Annotated in this window: 14 protein-coding genes; 11 read left to right on the top strand and 3 right to left on the bottom strand. The window is 48.4% G+C overall.

The annotated features are described in order from the left end of the window. Nucleotides 1-68: 68 nt before the first annotated feature. Complete coding sequence (gene upp / locus EGC76_RS09415) at nt 69-698, bottom strand: uracil phosphoribosyltransferase (RefSeq protein WP_128352744.1); 630 nt, start codon at nt 696-698, stop codon at nt 69-71. Between the two features lie 163 nt (nt 699-861). Between upp and EGC76_RS09420 the strand changes: the two genes are divergently transcribed. From EGC76_RS09420 to EGC76_RS09455, 8 genes are all read left to right on the top strand, one after another. Further along, nucleotides 862-1,635, top strand: coding sequence for a nuclease-related domain-containing protein (locus tag EGC76_RS09420; protein ID WP_128352745.1), 774 nt, complete (start codon nt 862-864; stop codon nt 1,633-1,635). Between the two features lie 144 nt (nt 1,636-1,779). Beyond that, entirely contained in the window at nt 1,780-4,002 is a 2,223-nt protein-coding gene (gene katG, locus EGC76_RS09425; RefSeq protein ID WP_128352746.1) for a catalase/peroxidase HPI, read from the top strand. Nucleotides 4,003-4,063: 61 nt separating this feature from the next. Next, the gene (locus EGC76_RS09430) at nt 4,064-4,939 is read left to right on the top strand and encodes a LysR family transcriptional regulator (protein WP_128352747.1); all 876 of its coding nucleotides are present in this window, start codon (nt 4,064-4,066) and stop codon (nt 4,937-4,939) included. An 80-nt stretch (nt 4,940-5,019) separates the two neighbouring features. Beyond that, nucleotides 5,020-7,176, top strand: coding sequence for a TonB-dependent siderophore receptor (locus tag EGC76_RS09435; RefSeq protein WP_246013951.1), 2,157 nt, complete (start codon nt 5,020-5,022; stop codon nt 7,174-7,176). Between the two features lie 13 nt (nt 7,177-7,189). Beyond that, nucleotides 7,190-8,296, top strand: a complete 1,107-nt coding sequence (locus EGC76_RS09440) for a PepSY-associated TM helix domain-containing protein (protein ID WP_128352749.1) — start codon at nt 7,190-7,192, stop codon at nt 8,294-8,296. Nucleotides 8,297-8,385: 89 nt separating this feature from the next. After that, a complete protein-coding gene (locus EGC76_RS09445; RefSeq protein ID WP_128352750.1) occupies nt 8,386-9,003 on the top strand; it encodes a glutathione S-transferase family protein in 618 nt (205 codons plus the stop codon). A gap of 2 nt (nt 9,004-9,005) precedes the next feature. Continuing rightward, entirely contained in the window at nt 9,006-10,493 is a 1,488-nt protein-coding gene (locus tag EGC76_RS09450; protein ID WP_128352751.1) for a flavin-containing monooxygenase, read from the top strand. Further along, nucleotides 10,490-11,416 (top strand): alpha/beta fold hydrolase, encoded by a 927-nt coding sequence (locus EGC76_RS09455; protein WP_128352752.1) that lies wholly within the window; start codon nt 10,490-10,492, stop codon nt 11,414-11,416. The genes EGC76_RS09450 and EGC76_RS09455 overlap by 4 nt, the downstream gene beginning before the upstream one ends. A 12-nt stretch (nt 11,417-11,428) precedes the next feature. On the opposite strand, the gene EGC76_RS09460 is transcribed toward EGC76_RS09455, so the two are convergent. Beyond that, nucleotides 11,429-11,884 (bottom strand): nuclear transport factor 2 family protein, encoded by a 456-nt coding sequence (locus EGC76_RS09460; protein WP_128352753.1) that lies wholly within the window; start codon nt 11,882-11,884, stop codon nt 11,429-11,431. Between the two features lie 106 nt (nt 11,885-11,990). On the opposite strand from EGC76_RS09460, the gene EGC76_RS09465 reads away from it, so the two are divergent. After that, nucleotides 11,991-12,971 carry a sensor domain-containing diguanylate cyclase gene (locus tag EGC76_RS09465; RefSeq protein WP_128352754.1) on the top strand — a complete coding sequence of 327 codons (981 nt, stop codon included), beginning with the start codon at nt 11,991-11,993 and terminating at the stop codon, nt 12,969-12,971. Between the two features lie 35 nt (nt 12,972-13,006). Here EGC76_RS09465 and EGC76_RS09470 read toward each other — a convergent pair whose 3' ends face one another. Continuing rightward, complete coding sequence (locus EGC76_RS09470) at nt 13,007-15,163, bottom strand: TonB-dependent receptor family protein (protein ID WP_128352755.1); 2,157 nt, start codon at nt 15,161-15,163, stop codon at nt 13,007-13,009. 200 nt (nt 15,164-15,363) lie between these two features. Between EGC76_RS09470 and EGC76_RS09475 the strand changes: the two genes are divergently transcribed. Together EGC76_RS09475 and EGC76_RS09480 are read left to right on the top strand one after the other, a co-directional pair. Further along, nucleotides 15,364-16,344: an LLM class flavin-dependent oxidoreductase gene (locus EGC76_RS09475; RefSeq protein WP_128352756.1), complete on the top strand. Its 981-nt coding sequence runs from the start codon at nt 15,364-15,366 to the stop codon at nt 16,342-16,344. Between the two features lie 30 nt (nt 16,345-16,374). Then, the gene (locus tag EGC76_RS09480; protein ID WP_128352757.1) at nt 16,375-17,619 is read left to right on the top strand and encodes an APC family permease; all 1,245 of its coding nucleotides are present in this window, start codon (nt 16,375-16,377) and stop codon (nt 17,617-17,619) included. Nucleotides 17,620-17,626 lie beyond the last annotated feature (7 nt).

Below are 17,626 nucleotides of genomic sequence, written 5' to 3' on the forward strand. Positions count from 1 at the left end.
TGGGAGTTTCCCCATTTATAGTATTCTTTGTTAGCCACCGTCAACAATTTTGAAACAATATTGCCCCCTTAACGGGTACCAAAAATTTTGTCACCTGCATCACCAAGCCCCGGAATAATATAACCGTGTTCGTTCAAGTGAGAGTCCAATGATGCCGTGTAAATGTGGGTATCTGGATGGGCTTCAAGCACTTTATCCACACCTTCAGGGGCTGCAACCAAAACCAACACACGAATGTGTGTGCAACCATGCTGTTTAAGCATATTAAGGGTGGCTATCATACTGCCGCCGGTGGCCAGCATGGGGTCAATAACTAAAGCCATGCGCTGATCAATGTCGCCCACAAATTTTTCGAAATAGGGCACGGGTTCTAAGGTTTCTTCGTTGCGATACAACCCAACAACGCTAACTTTAGCGCTTGGCATCAATCCCAACACGCCATCAAGCATGCCAATCCCAGCTCGCAGAATCGGTACAACAGTCACTTTTTTACCTTTAAGCTTCTGCACTTCAACCGTCTCGCCGCTCCAACTGGTAATTGCAGCAGGTTCCAAGGCAAAGTCGCTGGTGGCCTCATAGGTAAGTAAATTGCCAAGCTCGTTGGCAAGCTCGCGAAAGCTTTTGGTTGAAATTCCGGCTTCGCGCATTAAGCCAAGTTTGTGCTGAACAAGTGGGTGTTTGATTATATGAAGCGGCATAGGGGGGCTCGTTATTAGTTAATCGTTATTCGTTAAGATTGTAGCTGGATTTAAGTTTTGCGTCTTTGTTGCAGGCCATGTTTCTAAACACCATGATTAGACAAGTTAGAATATTCGGGGTATTAAATAGGTGTTCACCCGCTTGAATTGCTAGGGATTAGCTATGACAAAGAAATATAAATCAATATCGCCTCTAACAAGTAAGCCTCTGCGAAACCCTGGCGAATCTCTCGATCACAAGATAATCGACATGCTCGATAAGTCGGTGATTCACGTATTAATAATCGCCGTGATTGTTACGACAATCACGCAAGCGTGGGTAGCTTGGTATCATCAGGAAATAGCTGATCCGCTAATACTTTCAATAGTACTCTCACCGGTTATTTTATTTTCACTGGTGCGCATTTTTTTCGCAGTCCGCGAGTCTAAACGCATCAAGTTAGGGCGTGATGGTGAAAAAGTGGTGGGTCAATTCCTTGAGCGCTTACGCCTTGATGGCGCTCAAGTATTTCACGACATTGAAGGTGAAAACTTTAATCTTGATCACGTGGTAATTCATCGTTCTGGGATTTTTGTGATTGAAACAAAAACCATGTCCAAACCCGAAAAAGGCAAGTCCGTTTTGTTCTACAATGGCAAGCAAATTTTACGCGGTGGCAAACCGATAAAGAGTGATGCGGTGACGCAAGTTAAGGCAGCTAGCTCATGGTTGCATAACCTATTGTTTGAAAGTACCGGTAAGCGTTTTGCAATAAAAGGTATTGTTGTGTTCCCTGGGTGGTACGTAAAAACAACTGAACTAGGCAAATCAGCTGAAATTTCGGTCTTAAACCCACGTGTGTTGCCAAACTATATTGGTAAGAGCAGGCAGCAGTTGCGTGAGGATGAGTTGCATATGTGTGCGTACCATTTGAGCCGCTATATTCGAACGAAGTAAAAGAAGTATTGATGAAGTATGCGGGAAAATAGGAAATTCGATTAATCTAATCGAATCTTCCGGCTATGGATCGCCTCGCAGAATCGGTTATTTCTACTATAGTCAAAACGACTCGTAGAAAGTCCTTTTCCGGAGGAAACATCAATGTTTAAGAAATCTATTCCAGTGCTATCTGCAGCAGCGATAGCCGTTACTATGGCGTTTTCGTCAGGCGCGATGGCGCAGCAAAACGACGCCAAATCAAAAATGTTTTGGTGGCCCGATCAACTCGATCTTTCACCGTTGCGTGACCACGACGTAAGCTCTAACCCAATGGGGCAAGACTTTGATTACGCTGAGGCGGTTCAAAACGTCGACATCGAAGCAGTTAAAAAAGAAATTGAAGCGCTGATGACCAGTTCACAAGACTGGTGGCCAGCCGATTATGGTCATTATGGTCCATTCTTTATTCGTATGGCTTGGCACGGTGCGGGTACCTACCGAATTCATGACGGTCGTGGCGGCGCAGGCGGTGGTCAGCAGCGTTTTGAACCGCTCAATAGCTGGCCGGATAACGTCAACTTGGACAAAGCGCGCGCATTGCTTTGGCCCATTAAACAAAAATATGGCAACAACTTATCTTGGGCCGACTTAATGGTTCTAACCGGTAACGTAGCGCTTGAGTCGATGGGTTTCAAAACCTATGGCTTCGCTGGCGGCCGTGAAGACGATTGGGAGCCGGACACGGTCTATTGGGGTCCTGAGAAAAAATGGTTAGCAGACGAGCGCTACAGTGGCGATCGTGAACTTGAGCGTCCGCTTGCAGCTGTGCAGATGGGTTTGATTTACGTGAACCCAGAAGGCCCGAACGGTAACCCTGATCCGTTGCTGGCAGCGAAAGACATTCGCGATACGTTCGGCCGCATGGCTATGAACGATGAAGAAACCGTAGCATTGATTGCCGGTGGTCACACCTTCGGTAAAGCACACGGTGCGCATAAGCCTGAAGAATGCTTAGGTGAAGCCCCTGCGGGTGCAGCGGTTGAAGAGCAAGGTTTAGGCTGGAAAAACAAATGTGGTAAAGGTCATTCAGAAGACACCATCACTTCAGGTCTTGAAGGTGCTTGGTCAGTGAACCCGACCGCATGGACCATGCAATATTTTGATAACTTGTTTGGTTTTGAATGGGAACAAACACGTAGCCCAGCAGGTGCAATTCAGTGGATTCCAAAAGACGGTCAAGCGTCTAACTTGGTTCCTGACGCGCACATTCCTGGCAAACGTCATGCGCCAATCATGTTCACCACTGACTTGTCGCTGAAGTTTGATCCGGAATACCGCAAAATCTCAAAACGCTTCCACGAAAATCCAGAAGAGTTCGAGTTAGCGTTTGCGAAAGCTTGGTTTAAACTAACGCACCGTGACATGGGGCCTCGTGCTCGTTACGTTGTGGATACGTCACCCGCTGAGCCATTGATCTGGCAAGACCCAATTCCAGAAATCGATTACGATTTAGTGAACGACCGTGATGTTGCGAATCTGAAGAAGAAAATTTTAGATTCAGGTTTGTCAGTGTCTGAATTGGTTCGCACTGCGTGGGCATCTGCAGCAAGCTTCCGTGGTACGGATATGCGCGGCGGTGCAAACGGTGCTCGCATTGCATTAGCACCGCAAAAAGATTGGGCGGTGAACAATCCAGAACAGCTACAGAAAACCTTAGCCACATTGGAAAAAGTTCAGAAGGACTTCAACCGTTCATTGCCGCGAGGCAAGCGTGTGTCATTGGCTGATGTGATCGTATTAGGCGGTTCAGCAGCAATTGAGAAAGCTGCGAAAGATGCAGGTTACTCAGTAACTGTGCCATTTGCAGCAGGTCGTAACGACACAACGCAAGAATGGACTGATGACTCATTTGATGTGTTAGAGCCGAAGGCTGATGGCTTCCGTAACTACTACACGCAAGACGTGAAAATGTCTCCGGCAGAAGCATTGGTTGAACGTGCTGACTTGCTTACCCTCACGGTGCCAGAAATGACCGCATTGGTGGGTGGTATGCGCGCCCTTGATGCAAACTACGGTAGCGCGGACCACGGTGTATTCACCACGCGTCCTGGCCAGTTAACCAACGACTTCTTCGTGAACTTGTTGGACATGGGCACCGAGTGGACACCAGCGAAAGACCAAGCGGGTGTGTACGAAGGTCGTGACCGTAGCTCAGGTGACCTGAAGTGGACTGCAACGCCTGTTGATTTGATCTTCGGCTCAAATTCAGAGTTGCGTGCGATTGCTGAATTCTATGCGCAAAGCGATTCGGACGAGCGTTTCGTTCAAGACTTCGTGGATGCATGGGTGAAAGTAATGCGCCTTGACCGCTTTGACCTTGAGTAAGCAACCCATAGGGTAGTATAAAGGGAGCCTCGGCTCCCTTTTTTTATAGGAAATTCGCAACATGGCGCGTTCTACCATTGAACAATGGCGTATGTTTAAGGCGGTGGCAGATTTTGGTGGCTTCCAGCAAGCGGCTGATCATGTTCATAAAAGCCAATCAACGGTGCACCATGCTGTGAATAAACTTGAGGAGCAGTTGGGGGTTCAACTCATTGAAGTGCGTGGGCGTAAAACCTCGGTAACCCATGCTGGGCACCAACTGCTTCGCCGCATTAACTACCTATTGGCAGAAACCGAGCGGTTAGAAAATGTGGCGCAAAATCTCAAGCAAGGGGTTGAGTCAAAACTCGCTATTGCGGTTGACGAAGCCTTCCCAAAAGATGTGTTATACCAAGCACTAGCCGAAGTTTCTAACGAGTTTCCGCTCGTTCACCTTGAAGTGATTGAAACCATTTTGACCGGCGCCAACGAGCTACTCAATAAGGGTATGGCTGAAATTGCTTTGTCGCCTTTTACGCTGGCCAATGAGCTCAGTGAAGACCTCTGCCAGCTGGAGTTTATTGCGGTGTGTGGTGCAAAACATCCACTAGCGCAGAAAAAGAAAGTTACTCCCGATGACTTAAAGCAACATCGGCAAGTGGTACTGCGTGACTCGGGTTTAGAAAAGAAGACCGACATAGGTTGGCTGGGTTCTGATCAGCGTTGGACTGTTAGCCACTTATCAACATCGATAGAACTCATTCAAAAGAATTTGGGTTTCGCTTTCTTGCCACGGCGGGCAATTGCAGATGCCTTGCAGTATGGTTTGTTGGTACCCATTCAACTCACTCGCGGTGGCACGCGCACCACCAGCTTCTATTTAAATTTTCGTGATGCTGAAGCACTAGGGCCTGTAGCCCGCAGTTTCATTGGCCACGTTAGGCATTTAACCATGTAAATAAAGTTATTGCGAATCATTCGCATTTGCATTAGGATCACCCCCATAATCTGTTTAATTCAATTCACAGGGGTATGGACGTGATCAAATTTTCCGCAGTAACTTCCGCTTTAATTTTAGCTGGCATGCCAGTTGCCTACGCGGCAGCAGCTGAACCACAAACCACCGAAGCAATCGAGCGCCTTGAAATTCGAGGTGAACAACAAAGTGGGTATCTTGCCAACGATCAGCAGTCGGCTAGCAAGCTTGATATCAGCGTAAAAGAAACTCCTCAAACGGTTACTGTGATTACCCGGGAAAAAATCCGCGATTTTGCCTTGAACGATCTCAATACAATTCTCGAAAACTCTGCCACGATTAATGTTGAACAAGTAGAAACGGATCGCACGTACTATACGTCACGTGGCTTTGAGCTTAATAACTTTCAAGTTGATGGTCTCGGTTTACCGCTCATCAATAGCAATACTCATGGACGGGTGGATTCGGCGCTGTATGAGCGCGTTGAAGTAGTGCATGGTGCCAATGGGATTATGACTGGCGTGGGAAGCCCGTCAGCCACTGTCAATTTGGTACGCAAGCGACCCACCTCTGAAACCAAAGGTGCGGTAACTGCAAGCTTGAGTTCGTGGTCTGGAAAACGTGTTGAAGGCGACTTTTCAGGTGCGTTAACTGCCTCATTGCGCGCGCGCATCGTGGTCGTGGCAGATAACCGCGAATCTTATCTTGATCGCTATGAAAATACCTCAAACGTTTTCTACGGTGTACTGGACTACGCACCGTCATCAGACACCCTAATTACCTTAGGGCACAGTGAGCATCGCAGTGATACCGACGGCAATATGTGGGGGGCATTAACGCTGCATTACGGCGACGGCACACCAACTGATTTCGATAGCTCCGTGAATATTGCCGCTGATTGGTCACGTTGGAATGTGAAAGAAAGCCGCAGCTTTGTGGACATTGAGTCGGCCCTAACCGATACCTGGACGTTGCGCATGGCATACAACCGTGTGCGCACTGACGAAGACAGCCTGCTGTTCTACACCTACTTACCGGACCCAGCTACCGGCCTTGACCCTGAAACGGGGCTGGGGTTACTGGGTTACGGCAGTGAATATGATTTAGACGATAAGCAGGACATGTTTGATGCGTATGTTAGCGGCACTTTTGAACTTGGCGGCTATCAGCACGAGTTAGTTATAGGTGCGAACTACGCACGTTTAGATTACATCGATACCTCGCTGTATGATTTCCATACTGGCAATGGCTTCCCAGCGATGCCAGCACTCGAAGACTGGAACGGCAGTACACCCCTTCCTGAGTTCACAGACGGTTTGGCGGGCAGTGTGATTGATAACACTCAAAAAGCTATTTATGCACAGACCCGCTTAAGCTTAAGCGAAGATACCAAGCTGTTGCTAGGTGGGCGCTTTAACGAATTTACCACCGAAGGCATCGGTTATGGGGTTGATCAGTCACGTGATGATGCTGAATTTATTCCATATGTGGGCCTAACTCACAATCTGAGTGATGCCACCACCGTGTATGCGTCGTACACCGAAACGTTCCAATCACAAAACCTACGTGATCGTGACTTTAATCGTCTGCCGCCACTTACCGGTGAAAGCGCTGAGGTGGGTGTGAAAATGGAACTGTTTAATGGTGGCGCACTGCTTTCAGCGGCTTACTTTGATGTGACGCAAAAGAACCTCGCTGTTGGTGATGGCACAGTGACCAATCCAAATACCAACGCACCGGAATCAGTTTATCGCGCCGCCGATGGGGTAACGAGCAAAGGCTTTGAGGTGGAATTGTCGGGCGAAATTGCGCCTGGCTTGCAAGGCAGTATTGCCGCTTCATCATTTGAACTGGACGGCGATGCAACTGTTGAAGCGTATACGCCAGAAAACCTCTTCCGTGCAGCGCTGACTTACCGCCCAACTTTTGCTGAGCAAATAAAACTTGGTGCAAGCTTCCAATGGCAAGACACCATTTCGCGCACTCAGGGAACCGTTGGTGAGAGCTACAGCAACGCGGGCGAAACCATTGTCACCACACAAGGCGCCTATGGTCGCTTAAACCTGATGGCGGCTTATCAAATCACCAACGCAGTGAGCGTGACTTTGAACGCCAACAACGTTACCGACAAAAAGTACATCAACAGCTTGTTGTGGCCAACTCAAGGGTATTACGGTGCGCCAGCCAATTACTCAGCCACATTGAACTGGACATTTTAAGGTTTAGCCAACAATGCGAAAGACTCTCCATAAATGGCATGGTTGGGCGGGGATCATTTGTATGGTCCCCTTTCTTGTTATTTGCCTTACCGGCAGCATTTTAGTGTTCAAAAAGGAAATCGATGCCTGGCTGTTACCTGATATCGCAGCATTGCCGGTAACTGAACAACCGCGCTTGTCGCTGACGGAATTGACAGCTCGTATTAATCAGCAGCTACCTAATTTCGAGATTGGCAGTTGGGAAATATTTCCGGTGGGACACGATGAAGCCGACCGAGTATTTGTGATCAAGAAAGGCACGGATACGTGGCACAAGGCACATCTAAACCCCCAAACCGGTGACTTGCTCAGTCAGCCAACAGAGACCGGGCATTATTTAACCGACTGGCTGGTGGAGTTGCATTACACACTACTGTTGAACGACTTAAACAATCTGCCAGAGCATATGGGCCTGATTATTGGCTTAATATTGTCATTGTTTTTGCTGTTTATGGGTGTGTCAGGGCTGATTATGTATCGGCGCTTTTGGGCGCGGTTGTTTACCTTGCGCTGGAACCAACGACTGCTGGCGGTATTTAGTGATTTACACAAAATGGTGGGTACCTTTGCATCACCTGTTCTGCTGATTCTGGCGATTACCGGTGGCTATTACAACATTCTTATTTTCTACGAAGAGTGGGTAGAGCACGCAGGTGGTGCTGAACATCACATTATGAGTGAACGCTTGTATAACGATAATGTGAATATTGATGAATTGGTTACGGACAGCCAGCAGCGTATTGAAGGTTTCAAAGCGACATTTTTGCTGTTCCCTTATGAACCTGAATTGCCATTTACGGTGTTCGGTCGAGCGCCCACTGCGAATCCGTTACTTAGCAATTATGGCAGCGTGTCGAACTACGATGCACAAACCGGAGACTACTTAAGTACATATAATTTAAATGACCAAAGCATTGGCGCTAAAACGCTTGATAGCTTCCGTCGCTTGCACTTTGGTACGTTTGGCGGGTTACCCATTAAAGTGCTCTGGAGTGTTGTCGGTTTGACGCCGTTATTGCTGGCGATTACCGGCACCTATGTGTGGTGGCAACGCCGCAAAAAACGCCTGCGCAGAAAGTAAATACTCTATGCTATTTATTGACTTGCGTTAGCTGAAAAGTTGTTTCATTGTGTGTTCTGTCACTTGTATAGAACACACAGGAAGCTCCCATGAAAATCTACCAAACAGCAACTGCTCCCAACCCGCGCCGAGTGCGCATGTTTTTGGCCGAAAAAGGCTTGCTTGATAACGTTGAGTTTATTGAAGTTGATATCGCAAAAGGTGAAAACTTAACCCCTGAATTTGTTGCCATGAACCCCATGAAAAAAGTGCCCGTTGCAGTATTGGACGACGGCACCAGCCTGGCTGAAACCATGGCGATTTGCCGCTATGTGGAAGAAGCGCACCCAGACACGCCCAAATTACTTGGCGAATCGCCCAAACAAAAAGCATTGATTGAGCAGTGGTTACGTTGGGTTGATTTTTATTTAATGGTGCCGGTCGGTATGTGTTTCCAGCATACCTCAGGCTATTTTAAAGACCGCATGAATTGTTTCCCGGATTACGGCCAAGATTGCTTTTCTGCTGCAGAAAAGTTCTTAGCATTTTTGAATGAGCACCTAAAAGATAAAACCTACATCATGGGTGATAGTTTCAGCGCCGCCGACATTAATGCGTTTGCCACAGTCGGATTCGCACGGGTCGTGAAGCTACGCATTGGAGCTGACCAAGTGCATTTACAAGCTTGGTTTGACCGTATCAACCAACGCGCGTCAGCGAAGGTATAGTCTTGGAATCGACAGCGCTACAGCCCCTTGAAGTCGCAATAATAGGTACCGGTTTTGGCGGGCAAAGCGCTGCCATTAACCTGTTAAATCAGGGCACGCAACACTTTGTTATGCTTGAACGGCGTGACTTTATGGGCGGAACGTGGTGCCAGAACAGTTACCCGGGCGCCCAAGTGGATGTGCAATCACCGCTGTATTCGTTGGCCTGCGAACCTTATGTGTGGTCACAAATGTTTGCCACGCAACCAGAGCTCGAAGCCTACACCAAGAAAGTGATCGCTAAATATAAGCTGCGTGACAAAGCGATTCTGAATTTCAACGTTACGCGCCTGACATGGCTTGAAGATACATTATGTTGGCAAATTGATAGCGACACCGGACAGCAGTTATTCGCACGCTCGGTTATCAGTGCCCAAGGGCCATTAAGTAATCCGGTTATTCCGGATTTTCCAGGGCGCGATGAATTCAAAGGCAAGAGCTTTCATACCAATAACTGGGACCATAGTTTCGATTACACCAATAAGCGCGTCGCAGTGATCGGCAGTGGCGCCAGTGCTGCACAAGTTATTCCAACCATTGCACCGAAAGTTGGCCATCTGCATGTGTTTCAGCGGTCGCCCCACTGGGTTTTGCCACGCCCTGATCGAATATTCTCACCCTTTACGCGCAAGTTGCTGGGTATTAAATCGATCTATCAGGCGCTACGAAAAACCATTTATTGGGGGCTTGAATGGCGCGTGTTCGCCTTTAAATATGCCCATGGGCTGATGCGCTTTTTCGCACAGCGTCCGGCACTCAAGCACTTGCGCAAGCAAGTTCCGGATGCTGAGCTGCGCCAGAAGCTTACGCCCGACTACACCATCGGGTGTAAACGTATCATCGTGTCAAACACCTTGTATCCAGCGCTTGGCCGCGAAAATGTGACTTTACACGACAAATACGATGGCATTGCGCGCATCACGGAAACCGGTATTGAAACGACGACTGGGGCCAAGCTTGAGCTTGATCTGATTGTTTATTCGACCGGATTTGATGCCACTGACGGTGCGGTGGGTTACGACATCATTGGCCGCAATGGCCAGCATCTGAATGCGTTTTGGCATGAGTTTCCGCGAGCTTATTTAGGTACCACAATGCCAGGATTCCCAAATTTATATTTGGTGACCGGCCCCAACACTGGTATTGGGCATACATCGGCTATATTTGTGATTGAATCACAGATGAAATACATCATGAAGTTGCTCCATTATGCCAAGCAACAGCAGGCGCAAGCTGTTGAAGTAACAGCGCAGGCTGAAGCTGAATACACCACCATGGTGCATCACGAAATGCGTAAAACGGTTTGGCATAGTGGCGGGTGTAACAGTTGGTACAAGAGTAAGAGTGGCCACGTTATTGCTATGTTTCCAGGTTTTAGCTTTGTGTATCGGTTACTGGCAAGCCGCTTGAAGCCGAAACACCATCAGCTTTATAAGCAGGAGCGGATATGAAAAAGTTTATTGTCACCACGCTGGCGCTGGTGTTTGCCGCTTGGCTAGCAACCTTGCATCCGCGTGTGGGGCTGGCTTTTTATGATGCGGTGGGGGCACTTGAAGCACGTATTTATGGGTTTCAAAAATCCTCGGTAGACATTGGCGACATGCAGCTTTCGGTGTATGCGCGTAACTCAGAACAGGCGCGGAAAACCATTATCTTGCTGCACGGCTATACCGCCTCAAAAGAAATTTGGTTGCGCTTTGCCAATCGCCTGAACCCGGAATACCGCGTGGTGATTCCAGATTTGGCGGGTCACGGTGAAACCGGGTTCTTCAGCGGTTGGTCATACCGAGCGTCAAGCCAAGCGAAACGTGTGGCGCAATTGATGGATAAACTTGGAATAGAACGGGCAACGATTATTGGCAATTCCATGGGGGGAATGATTGCTGCTAATTTTGCGATTATGTACCCACAGCGCGCGACCTCTATTGTGCTATTTAATCCAGCCGGCATTACCCCGCCACAACCCAGTGTAACCGAAGCAATGTTTGCCGCCGGTGAATCGCCGTTTGAAATTGATTCCCAACAACAGTTTTTTGACTTTTATCAGCTCACCATGGCAAAGCCACCTGTTGTGCCCGATTTTGTATTGCGTGGTATGGCCCTGCGGTATAGCGAACGCAAGGCGGATTATGCACAGATTGCGCAAGACTTTCGATTCCACGATCAGTTAGATGGCAGGCTCAATCAAATTAGTACCCCAACATTAATTGTTTGGGGCAACCAAGATAATATCTTAAGCCCTTCAGCAGCCCCGGTGTGGCATCAGGGAATCAAAGATAGCCAGTTGCATATTTTTGACGGCATCGGCCACATGCCGATGGTAGAAGTGCCGAACGAATCGGCACAACGGGTGCAAGCATTTTTAGCCGAGTAGCGTTTTAGCGAACTATTCAGCCGTGCGGGTGGCATTCCAGTTCACGGCTTGCCAGCGGTTATTACGTTGCACAAACACGCCGCTGTTTAAAAACGTTTGACGTGAATAACCGGCATCGGTTTCGGTGTGACCAACAAGAGTAAAATTCACTACCGCTGTCGGCCCAAAAAACCGAATTTCTACATCTTCTGCGGTGTAATAGTTGGTGAGTGGTTGTTCGGTAATTTCACCAGACGCGTGCACGCCGCTCATCAATTCAGCTTTGCCAAAACGTTTGCCTGATGAACTGGTGTACACCAACTCGTCAGCCCAAAATGCCTCATGAATTGCAGCACTGTTGATACTGGCACCTTCCATGAAGGTGTGTAAAGTTTTGGTAATTTCTTCCCGAGCCTGTTCATGCATCGTTTCGGTGGCCCAGCTAGCGCTGCTGCACAGTGCAAGCAATAAGGCGATTAGGGTTTTCATGTTTTCCTCACAACGTCCTATGATTTAGGGGCTATAGTTAATAGCATTATTTTTAATTCAATGAAACCGTGTTAAAAAGGTGTTGAAAAATACAGGGTGGCAACGGGTGAAACAAAATCCATTTAATCAAGAAGAGCTGATGCTATTTTTCGAGCAGCTCTGGAAGAAATCGCTAAATCCATTTTGGGTGTGCAAACCCATTGCGGACGATTTCGAGATGATTATAGCCAATCCCGCAGCGCAAGCTTTAGATAAGCGGCAGACACCAGGAACCAAATTCTCTGAACTGATCGCCCACTCCGGTTATTCACACGGCATCCTCTCTGGTTATTACCAATGTTTGGCGACTAAAGAGCCTGTCGAATTTGAGCAGACAGTAAAACACAATGGCAAAGAATTTGTATTTCGTACCTTCTTGGTACCGATTCTTGATGACAATGACAAGGTCACCCACATTTGGGGTACCTCGCATAACTTAACCGATTTTTTGGATCCACAGCGCGAACTACTAGCACTGAACGAATTGCTGGATGCGAAAGTCCGCGAACGTACTGAGCAATTAAATCATGCCATGGAAAAGTTGGAGAAGTTATCGATTACCGATGAGCTAACTCAACTGGCCAATCGCCGGTATTTTGATAAGGCCTTGAAAAAAGAAATTGCTCGAGCCAAGCGTTCGGCGCGGCCGTTAGCATTGATTTATTTTGATATTGATTACTTTAAAACATTCAACGACACATATGGGCACAGCGCGGGCGACCGCTGTTTGAAGCAAGTTGCTAAGGTTTTAGCTGCACATGCGAAACGCTCAGCGGACGTCGTTGCCCGTTACGGTGGTGAAGAGTTTGTGATGCTGCTGCCGGACTTGCACAAAGAGCAGGCACTTGAAGTGGCAGAATTGGTGCGTCGTGATATTGCCAAGCTAAAATTGCATAACGAGAATGCGCCGGCGGGGCAGGTTACCATGAGCGCAGGTATTGCTGTTGTTCAAGACAACTTTACCGCAGACGACTTGCTAAAATTGGCCGACGACGCTTTGTATAAAAGCAAAGCCGACGGCCGCAATCGCAGTCTAGTGGCCGACTAGTTTCAGCGAAACTAGCCGACCAAGGTGCAGACCTTTTAGAAGTTGTATTCCAATCCAACAGAAACCGTTTGTGGTTTATTCGGGCGGGCACCGTGCGGTGTGCGTGACACAATACGTTGTTGGTCAAGCAAATTATCAACTTTCAAGAAAACGGTAGCCTGTGAGCTGAGCAGATAACGGCTGATCAAGTCCACCACAAAAACTGAGTCGGTGTAGCTAAACGGAGTGGTGTCACGGTTGCAACCTACGCGCACGCAAGTTTCGTCCATGTATTTTGCGACCAGGTAGTTATTCCAACCTGAAGCATGCTCGATACCGGTTCTGAAGCTCATGGTGTGCTCTGGAATATCGGCCAAACGGTCACCATCTTCCACGCCGGTTAGGGCGTTATCAGCACTAATTTCGGCGTTGCTTAGGGTGTAGTTGAAGTGCGCTGGAATCACGAATTCACCAGTTTTCCATTCGTTACCGAGCTGAAACTCAATCCCTTGCACCACGGCTTCACCCGTAACGTAGGTTCCTGACGTGGCGCCATTGCTGCATGGGCTAGCGAGTGAGCAAACTTCAGCTTGGTTGTTAAAGTCACTACGAAACGCGAGGGCTTCGACAAACCAACCATTACTGTAACGTAAACCTGCTTCATAGTTGGTGCTAGTTTCAGGTTCATCTGTTTCAGTTGCACCGCCGCCAATTGGTGAAAACCCGCGGTGAATACCTGCCAGTACTTGCCAGTTGCTGTCGATGTCGTAAGTGAACGATGCGCCTGGTAACCATTCTTTGGTGTGATTAGAACGGTAGCTTCCAGGCTCGGAGCGGTCGGCTAGGCTGAATTGTTCACGGAAGCTTTTCACGTCTTCGTAACGTAAGGCCAAGTTTACGAGAAGGTCTGAAGTTACTTGCCATGCATCGGTAATCCAGAAGCTACGCGCATCGCCACCCTCGAGTCGGTTGTCGCCACCTGTTGGTTCAATGATGCTATCGAATACCAAGCTACCGTTTACTTGGTCGTACACTTCAATCGGCTGAAAGCGGTCAAGTGTATCGTTATGATCACGTACACCCACGTTCAAGGTATGATCGGCTAACAATGTGGTTAAGTTCAATTCGACGCCATAGGACTCATAGGCACGATTACCATGCGTGTAGCGTAAATCCTGCACGTCCATGGTGCCGTCTAAAATCGCTTGGGCAGTTGCGTCACCCGCATTGGCAGCATTTATAAACGAGCTGGTGCTAGTTTTGAACCAGTCACGTTGGTATTCATTGCGATAGGCAATTGCGCGCAGGCTTGAGGTGTCCGTTACGTCCAGGCTGTAAGTTAGTGAGAAACCTTTGTGGCGATTCGCCATTTGATCGATTTCTGATAAACCGTAGCGACGATTTGGATTTTCTGCGAAGTCAGCGTCGGTTAAGCCAGCGTAGGTTTCATTTGAGACTTGCTCTGAATATTGTACTTTCGCTAATAAGCTTTGGCGTTCGCCAGTCCAGCTAAACTTGAGCAAGTAATCTTCGATGTCGAAACCCGCGTCACGTGAGCTGCGGTCAATCTCTTTAAAGCCAGCACTGCTGCGTTGTACGGTATCAATTAAGAAACCAAAATCACCAGAACGTCCGCCATAGTACGCATGAATGTCTTGGCTATTAAATTCACCCATTTTTGCCACAACTCGGCCACTGTTCTCCTGGGGGATAGGGGTGGTCAACATGTTGATTACACCACCGGTGGTTTGCGGACCATAACGTAACAAAGGTGCGCCTTTTAGCACTTCAATGGTGTGCATGCGGTAGGCTTCAGGGAAGTAATAAGCAGCTGGGTCAATGTATGGTGCTGGTGCAATCATGACACCATCTTCCATGAGGGTTACCTTACTGCTACGACCGCCTGCGGCAGCGCGAATACCGATGTTAGGGCGTAAGCCTTGACCGTCTTCTTCACGGATGTAAACACCCGGTACGGTCTTTAATAACTGATTGATGTCGGTGTTCGCTTCAATAACCAACTGCTCGTTATCAATTACTGCACTGGAGCCTGCGAGCTTACGGGCATCATCTTTGCTGCCCACAATTTGCAATACTTCATAAATTTTTTCGTTGGTTTCAGTTTCAGAATCAGATACTTCGGCAGCGTAAGCTGTTGATAATGATAAGCCAAGCGCAGCGAGCAAAGCGGTGGCGACATAAGTTGGTTGCATTGAGTTTCCCCCAAAAGAAGCGATTGATTAGGGTGCGAAGTATAAATAATAACGATTCGCATTTGCAACCCCAAATTTTATATGGGTTCTGTTTTTAATCAATTGGTAACGCAAATACGCTATTCTTAAGTCGATGTTTAGCCGCCATCTTTGTTAGGATGCTCGGTAACATAGCGATGCATTTATGAATGGGAGTTCAGATGGCAGTACTTTCTGTATTAGATTTAGCGCCAATCACGGTCGGTGGAAGCGCTGCAATATCATTAAACCATTCGGCAGATTTAGCTGAGCATGTTGAACGCTGGGGGTACCACCGATTTTGGATGGCGGAACATCACAACATGACAGGTATCGCCAGTGCAGCAACCGCAGTTGCCTTAGCGTATGTGGGTAGCCGAACCCGTTCTATACGTATTGGCGCCGGCGGCATCATGTTACCCAATCACGCGCCATTAATAGCCGCTGAACAATTCGGCACGCTCGCGGCGTTATACCCTGATCGGGTTGATTTAGGTTTAGGGCGTGCACCAGGCACCGATGGAGCCACCTTACGCGCTTTGCGCCGCAACTATGACAGTGCCGATACGTTTCCTGCTGATGTGCAAGAATTGCTTATGTATTTGGATGAGCCAACGCCTGATCAGAAAATTAAGGCGATACCCGGGATGGGCTCGAAGGTTCCTGTGTGGTTACTGGGCTCAAGCTTGTTCGGTGCTCAATTGGCTGCGCAAATGGGGTTGCCCTATACCTTCGCCTCGCACTTTGCCCCCGACTATTTACAGTTGGCGCTAGAGGCTTACCGTAGCAATTTCCAACCATCAAAATACCTAGATAAACCCTATGCGATGGCGGCAATCAATGTTTTTGCAGCCGATACAGAGCAGGCAGCCAAGCGCTTAAAAAGTTCCATGCAGTTACAATTCATGGCATTGCGCCAAGGTAACCCAGGGCCGCTACCTGCGCCAATTGATGCCATTGAAAAGCAGGTTGACCCAATGGCTTTGGCAGCCGCTAACCATGCACTGAAATACACAGCTACCGGTACGCCTGAACAGGTGCATCAGTACATGCGCGATTTTGTTGCGGCCACCGGTGTAAACGAGCTGATGTTAACCTGTCATGCCTTTGATCATAACGAACGTTTGAGAAGCTTTGAAATTGCAAAAGACTGTCATTTTTAACCCCCAAACTGCTTAGGAAGGATAGTAAACATGGCCGATCACCAACAGTTAGTGCGCAGCACCGCATTAGGCGGCGCAATTTTACTGGGCTTGGGCTCGATTATTGGTACCGGAGCTTTTGTGAGTGTCGGCTTTGGTGTTGAGTTAGCCGGGGCTTGGGTGGTTTGGGCCATCTTAATTGCGGCTGCTGTGGCAACCTTTAATGGACTATCCAGTGCACAACTGGCCGCTATCCATCCGGTTAGTGGCGGCACCTATGAATACGGTTATGAATTCTTGACGCGTCAGTTGGGCTTCACCGCCGGTTGGTTGTTTGTATTGGCTAAAAGCGCGAGTGCCGCTACGGCCGCGCTGGCGGTAGGCTATGCATTGCAAAGTTGGTTTGCAGGCCCTGCGTGGCTCGCCCAGGTGATTGCTGGGTTCACCCTGTTAGTGTTTACGCTATTGGTGTTAGGCGGCTTGCGTCGGTCTAATCGGGCTAACGCTATTCTGGTGCTGCTTGCTATCGCAGCGCTGGCGATATTTATAGTTTCGAGTGCCCAGTTGCCCATGCCCGTTGAACAATTGGCGCAAGCGAAGCCAACCTGGCGCGATTTATTTGCCGCGGCAGCCTTATTGTTTGTGGCGTATACTGGCTATGGGCGCATTGCCACAATGGGTGAGGAAGTTCAGAATCCACGCCATGTTATTCCACGAGCAATTATTGCTACTGTGCTGGTGGTTACAGCGTGGTATGCTGCTATTGGCTGGGGTGTTTTGCACTACGTACCCTTAACCACAACGGCAGATTTTGTGCTGGCGACACTGATGCCACGTGGCGTTTGGCAACAGTTCGTTGCGGCTGGCGCAGTGGTGGCCATGTGCGGCGTTATTCTTAACTTGATTTTAGGGGTATCGCGCGTGGTGTTGGCGATGGCGCGCCGTAACGATTTACCGATGGCGTGGGCAACATTGAATGCCGAGCGTACCTCGGCACCTGCAGCCGTTTGGGTAACCTTTGCAGTCATGCTGGTGATCGTTTTGGTGGGTGATTTACGTACTGCATGGTCATTTAGTGCATTTACCGTGCTGGTGTATTACAGCATTACCAACCTTGCTGCGCTGCGCATCCCAACAGAAAAACGCTTTGTTCCGCGCTGGGTTTCAATTTTAGGGCTTGCCAGCTGCCTAGGTTTAGCCGTATTTATAGAGTTGAAAATTCTTTTTAGTGGCCTGATTCTTATTGGCCTCGGTCTACTTTGGCATGCTTATCGAGCGGCATCAAATAGAACGTAGCATCTAA

The sequence above is a fragment of the Pseudidiomarina gelatinasegens genome, from assembly GCF_004025325.1.
Classification (GTDB): domain Bacteria; phylum Pseudomonadota; class Gammaproteobacteria; order Enterobacterales; family Alteromonadaceae; genus Pseudidiomarina; species Pseudidiomarina gelatinasegens.